Source organism: Pseudomonas sp. P5_A2_2 (assembly GCF_054177685.1).
The window spans coordinates 1-1,774 of sequence record NZ_JBGCUL010000910.1 but is presented as its reverse complement, the minus strand read 5'-3'; the positions used below and the strand labels follow the sequence as shown (position 1 = coordinate 1,774).

2 protein-coding genes and 1 tRNA gene are annotated in these 1,774 nt (G+C 63.3%); 2 read left to right on the top strand and 1 reads right to left on the bottom strand.

What is annotated here, in order from left to right; translation table 11 throughout:
* A partial coding sequence (locus ACXRVY_RS27215) for a SelB domain-containing protein (protein ID WP_458238749.1) occupies positions 1 to 1,114 on the top strand: 1,114 nt, incomplete at its 5' end.
* Between the two features lie 19 nt (positions 1,115 to 1,133).
* Positions 1,134 to 1,229 (top strand) — tRNA-Sec (locus ACXRVY_RS27210).
* Between the two features lie 8 nt (positions 1,230 to 1,237).
* Here the strand turns inward: ACXRVY_RS27210 and ACXRVY_RS27205 are convergent.
* Positions 1,238 to 1,774: OprD family outer membrane porin (locus ACXRVY_RS27205; RefSeq protein ID WP_458238748.1), on the bottom strand; the 537-nt coding region annotated here is incomplete at its 5' end.

Below are 1,774 nucleotides of genomic sequence, written 5' to 3'. Positions count from 1 at the left end.
GTATGCGCCCACCCAACGGCTGGACTTCGACATGCAGTTGCTCCCCGGTGAACCCCGCGCCTTCGAGCACTTTCAACCGGTGCACGTGCACCTCGGCACCCAGGACGTCACCGGGCGAGTCGCCTTGCTCGAAGGCACCAGCCTGGCGCCCGGTGAGCGGATGTTGGCCCAACTGTTGCTCAATACACCGGTGCATGCGGTGAAAGGCGATCCGCTGATCCTGCGCGACCAGAGTGCCCAACGTACGCTGGGCGGCGGCCGGGTGCTCGACCCGTTTGCTCCCACTCGGCAACGCCGCAGCCCCGAACGATTGGCGCAGCTGCATGCATTGGTGAACAGCGCAAAGCTGGAGGATGTTTTGCCGGCATTGCTGGCCCATAGCGACAGCGGGCTCGATCCGCAGCGCCTGGAACGGCAGTTCAACCGACTGCGCAGCAGCTGGGTGTTGCCCGCTGACGTGCGCTGGGTCGAAACCCGTCAAGGCGCGTTGCTGTTCAGCGCCAGTCGTTGGGAAGCCTTGAAAGCGGCCGTACTGGAGCAACTCGCGCGCTTGCATCAACTCGAACCGGATCAAATGGGGCCGGACCGGGATCGTTTGCGCCGATTTACCGGTAGCACTCTGGAACGCGCAACATTTATCACCCTGCTCGAGGAGTTACTGGCCAGCGGCGACATCGCCAGCAGCGGTCCGTGGTTGCATCTGCCCGGGCATCAGGTGCGTTTGAGCGAAGAGGACGAAGCCCTGTGGCGACACGTGCAGCCGCTGTTCGAACAGGCCGGTTTCGACCCGCCCTGGGTGCGCGACCTGGGGCATGAGGAAGCGGACGTGCGCGATTTGCTGCGCAAAATGGCGCGCCTGGGCTTGATGCACCAGGTGGTGCGCGATCTGTTTTACACCGACAGCATGATCCACCGATTGGCGGCTATGCTGTTGCAACTGGCAGACGCCAACCCGGTGATTCAGGTGGCGGCGTTTCGTGATGCCGTGGGCCTGGGGCGCAAGCGCAGCATTCAGATACTGGAGTACTTCGACCGTATCGGTCTGACACGACGCTTGGGTGATCGCCGGCARATTCGCCTGGACAGTGCGTTGGCCCAGCACACAGAACACTGATTCAAAGGCATGACTTCAAGGAAGGCAATCGCGCCCGGTGGCGCGGCCGGGCTTCAAACCCGGTTGGGGACGGCATCCGTTCCCGGGCAGGTTCGACTCCGGCTGCCTTCCGCCACTTTCCACTCAGAACGGCCCAAAGTTCAACGGGTACTGGATGACCACGTACACCCGGTCGATGTCATCGCCGGCCTGGGCCGCGTTGGCCCGGTGCGACACATGGGACAGTTGCAACGACAAGTCCTTGGCCACCCCGGATTGCACGATGTACTTCAAGTCAATGTCCCGCTCCCAGTGCTTGCCCCCGTCACCTTGTTGCGGTGTGAAGGTGCCGGTCGCCGGGTCGAACGGGTTGTAGGCCCCGCCTTGTGGCGCATGGGTGCCGTCGATCTGGTCGCCGGTGACGTAGCGGGCCATGAACTTCAGGCCGGGTACCCCGAAGGTGGCCAGGTCCAGGTCGTAGCGAACCTGCCAGGAGCGTTCGCGGGCGCCGTTGAAGTCGGCGTACTTGATCGAGTTGGCGAGGTAGATGGAGTCGCCACCGACAAAATCGAACGGCGTATCACCGTTGATCTTCTGATAGGCCAGGGTGAAACCATGGGCACCCAGCGTGTATCGGCCGGACAGGCTGTACGCCGTGTTGTCGATGGCGCCGGCCAGCGC